This is a genomic window from Lutibacter sp. (genome assembly GCF_013139515.1).
In the GTDB taxonomy this organism is placed as follows: domain Bacteria; phylum Bacteroidota; class Bacteroidia; order Flavobacteriales; family Flavobacteriaceae; genus Lutibacter.
The window spans coordinates 1-4135 of record NZ_WTAR01000055.1 but is presented as its reverse complement, the minus strand read 5'-3'; the positions used below and the strand labels follow the sequence as shown (position 1 = coordinate 4135).

Here is a 4135-nt window from a genome sequence, read left to right as displayed (position 1 = left end):
TTCCTGCGCCAATAAATGTTTTTGGATTAGGAGTTTCTAACTTTTGTGTAAATCGTTTTACTGCTTTACCTCCAGCAGTTATTGTTAAAAACTCTAATTCATCTATATATTCATTTGATTGCTCTTCGTTTTGATGTTGTGTAATAACGCCAATTAAAATAGCTTCTTCAGATGTCACTTTTTTCTCTTCTATCATTTTACAAATTTACAAATTAGTTTGCTTGAAAATAAGAAATGATATTTTTTTAATAAGGTAGTGTAAAATAGAACGTTGTTCCTGAGCCTACTTTAGATTTTAACCATATTTCACCACCTAGTTTTAGCATTAACCCTTTACAAATACTTAATCCTAAACCATTTCCTGTTTTAAAATCTTTATCTCCTGCTTGAGAAAAACGATTAAAAATAGCTTCAAATTTATCTTCAGAAATACCACAACCTGTGTCTTTTACGTAAAATTGAACGTAAGAAGTATCTCTATAATAGTTTAATACATAACCAACTTCAATAAAGCCATTTTCAGTAAATTTTGAAGCATTATTAATTAAATTATTAATAATTTGAGTAAATCTATTTTCGTCAGTTTTTATAAAAACATTATTAGTTGTAGGTAAATTTAATTTAAGATTTACATTTTTAGTTGATAAAATGGTGTTTGTTTCTTTTTGAATTTCAATTATTTCTTTTAACGTTTTAACAACATTAACGTTTTCTATATCAACTTTTAATTGATTGGATTCAATTTTAGAAATATCAATAATATCATTAATAATTGTCATTAATCGTTCACCTGAATGGTTAATAACATCTACAAACCTATCTCTTTTTTCATCTGTAAGTTCTGGGTCTTTTAAAAACGAAGAAAAACCCATAATTGCACTCATAGGAGTTCTAATTTCATGACTCATATTTGCTAAAAATGAAGATTTTAATTGATCACTTTCTATGGCTTTTTCTTTTTGAATTGACAATAAACTATAGGCTTTTTTACGAGCATTACTTTGTTTTTTTAATAATATTATTAAAACTAAAAAGGTTAAAATAAATAAAACAAGTATGATGCTTATTATTTTTTGATTTTTTAGTTCTACTTTTCTTATTGTTTCATTTTCATTTAAAAGCGCTATCCTTTTTTTTTGATTTTCAATTTCAAAATTAGTATCTAAGTTTGCGACTTTTTCAAATTTTTCTGATGTGTAAATACTATCTGAATATTTTTTAAATAATTTTTGATTTTCATATGCTTTTTTATAATCACCAAGACCAACATAAGCTTCACTTAAAAAAGAATAATTACTAAACTCACCAAATGCCCAAAAAATATCCTCATTAAATTCTAGACTTTTTTTGGCATATTTAATAGTGTTTTTATAATCTTTCAAATTTAAATATACTTCTGAAATGTTACTATAAATAATGTTGTATAATGGTGAAAAGTTATATTTTTTTGCTACTTCAAGTGATTTGTTTGCATATTTTAACGCCTTATCAAAATCTTCTTTAAGCAAGTAACAATCGCCCATATTTAAATAGTTAATAGCCAAAGCTTCCATGTGATTAATTTCTTTAGCTAATACAATTGACTTATTATAATAAATTATAGCTTTGTCTAAATTTCCCTGATCTCCAATGGCATTTCCTAAATTTATATAGCAATCTAAAATTCCTTTTTTATCATTCAATTCTCTATAGGTTTCAAATGCTTTTAAATAATATTTATGGGCATTTGTATAATTTTTTTGATCGTAATTTAAATTTCCAATACCCATATTAACATTAGCAATACCCTCCTTATCTTTATTTTTATTAAAAATTTCTAAAGCCTTTAAATAATACTCAATAGATGTATCTAAAGAATTCAAATAAGAAAAGCTATTTGCAATATTCAAATAACTGGTTGTAATTCCATTTTCATCACTAATACTTTCATAAATAGTTTTTGCATTGAAATAATATTTTAAGGCTTCTTTATAGTTGCCTTTCATATCTAAATAAACTCCAATTTTCATCAAGCTATAAGCTTCGTGTTTTTTACTTTTTACATTTATTGATACGTTAAGCGCCTCTTTATAATAAGCATAGGCAGTGTCTGGGTATGTAAATAAACTCTCGTCAGCTATTTTAAGTGTATTATGTATTACTAATGTATCTTTTGAAAATTTCACATTTCCACCATACATTTTTGAATAAACTGAAGTTGAATTTATAATTATTAAAAGTAGATAACTACATATAATAATTATCCTCTTAGGGAATTTGTGGAACATAATTTTAGCATTTTTTTGAAGACACGACTCTTGGTCTATCTATAAAAGTAAACTTTTATTTTTCCGTTTTTAGTGATAATTATCACTTTCATCCAATAGACTTTAATTTAACTACTTTAGCTAAATATTTTAAACTCATCCTATTTCTCTTATGTTTTCATACTTTAAATCTTCTGGAAAAATTAACAAAACTTACACTATAGCCTTTTATAACCTTGAAAATTTATTTGATATCACTAATGATCCTACTACTTTAGACGATGATTTTACACCAAAAGGAAGAAAAAATTGGAATTTGTATCGTTACAAAAACAAAATAAGAAAATTAAGTAATATTATTGCTCAACTTGGGACTCAAAGATCATTTCATGCACCCGCAATTGTTGGTGTAGTTGAAGTTGAAAATAAAGCAGTTTTAAATGATTTAGTTGCTTCAAAAAATCTAAAATCCCACGATTATGGAATTGTACATTACGATTCACCTGATGAAAGAGGAATTGATGTAGCATTATTGTATAAAAAAGAACTTTTTGAGGTGTTATCTTCTGAAACATTTCCATTGTATTTAGAAGGAAACAATGGAGAAAGAGATTATACACGAGATATTTTAGTGGTAAATGGAAATTTAAATGGCGAATTAATTTCTATACTTGTAAATCACTGGCCGTCACGTAGAAGTGGAGAAAACTCAACAGAAGAAAAAAGAATTGAAGCCGCAAAATTAGCAACTCAAATTACCAATAATATTACAACTGAAAATGAGAGTGCTAAAATTATAATTATGGGAGATTTTAATGATAACCCATCAAATACAAGTGTACAAAAATATTTGGTAAACGATACATTTTACAACCCAATGGAGCGTTTAATTAATACCGGTAATGGAACTTTAAATTATAAAAAAACGTGGCATTTATTTGATCAAATTATTTTTTCTAAAAACTTTTTCAATCTTGAAAATGATAAACACACGTTTAAATATGCCGAAGTTTTTGATAAACATTTTTTAAAACAATGGAAAGGGAAATATAAAGGAAACCCTTTTAGAACCTATATTGGAAAATGGTATCAAGGTGGGTTTAGTGATCACTTCCCTGTGTATGTGTATTTAAAAAAACATTAAAGTTTAGGCATAAAAAAACTCAAACTTAGTTAGTTTGAGTTTTTTTATGATTTTAACTTCTCTTTTTAAGAAGCAGTAACTTTTAAAGGCATTGTGTAAATTTTATCTCTTTCGCCAGGATTATCAACTTTTTTGTAGTTTAAATTTTCACGAACGTAGTTTAAAATGTTTTTATCTCTTGTATCAACATTTAAAATTACAATTTCTCCTTGTGAACTAAATGTGAACGTTAATGTAACTACTGTCTCATTTTCAATAATAAAATCTGGAGTTTGTAATAAATTTACAATTTGAGTTCTAATTTCTTTTGTTGGCTCTTTTAATCCTTCTGCGTTTGCAGCAAATAAACTTGCTGTTCCAATTACTAAGGCTAATGCCATTAATTTAAATTTTTTCATAATAAATAAGTATTTAATTGTTAGTATATTTAAAAGACGCTTGAAATAAAAAAGTGTGACTTTTATAATGCGCTATTAACAAATGTTTAACTAAAGTCATAAAAAACTCAAACCTATTTAGTTTGAGTTTTTACGTTTTTAATTGTCTCTTCATGAAGCAGTAACTTTTAAAGGCATTGTGTATATTTTATCTCTTTCTCCTGGATTGTCAACTTTTTTATAGTTTAAATGTTCACGAACATAGTTTAAAATGTCTTTGTCTCTAGAGTCAACATTTAAAACAACTACTTCTCCTTGTGAACTAAATGTAAACGTGAGCATTACTGTTGTTTCATTTTCAATAACAA

4 protein-coding genes and 1 pseudogene are annotated in these 4135 nt (G+C 25.9%); 1 reads left to right on the top strand and 4 read right to left on the bottom strand.

Going from position 1 to position 4135, the window contains the following annotated elements; all coding sequences use genetic code 11:
• Together GQ540_RS05690 and GQ540_RS05685 are read right to left on the bottom strand one after the other, a co-directional pair.
• Window positions 1–196 (bottom strand): annotated as a pseudogene (locus tag GQ540_RS05690) (GTPase HflX); the annotation flags it as partial.
• 49 nt (window positions 197–245) lie between these two features.
• Window positions 246–2180: a tetratricopeptide repeat-containing sensor histidine kinase gene (locus GQ540_RS05685; RefSeq protein ID WP_291798612.1), complete on the bottom strand. Its 1935-nt coding sequence runs from the start codon at window positions 2178–2180 to the stop codon at window positions 246–248.
• A 238-nt stretch (window positions 2181–2418) separates the two neighbouring features.
• Here GQ540_RS05685 and GQ540_RS05680 point away from each other — a divergent pair, with 238 nt between their 5' ends.
• Entirely contained in the window at window positions 2419–3390 is a 972-nt protein-coding gene (locus tag GQ540_RS05680) for an endonuclease/exonuclease/phosphatase family protein (protein ID WP_291798609.1), read from the top strand.
• A 65-nt stretch (window positions 3391–3455) separates the two neighbouring features.
• On the opposite strand, the gene GQ540_RS05675 is transcribed toward GQ540_RS05680, so the two are convergent.
• Together GQ540_RS05675 and GQ540_RS05670 are read right to left on the bottom strand one after the other, a co-directional pair.
• Window positions 3456–3788: a hypothetical protein gene (locus tag GQ540_RS05675; protein WP_291798606.1), complete on the bottom strand. Its 333-nt coding sequence runs from the start codon at window positions 3786–3788 to the stop codon at window positions 3456–3458.
• A 150-nt stretch (window positions 3789–3938) separates the two neighbouring features.
• Window positions 3939–4135: hypothetical protein (locus GQ540_RS05670; protein ID WP_291798604.1), on the bottom strand; the 197-nt coding region annotated here is incomplete at its 5' end.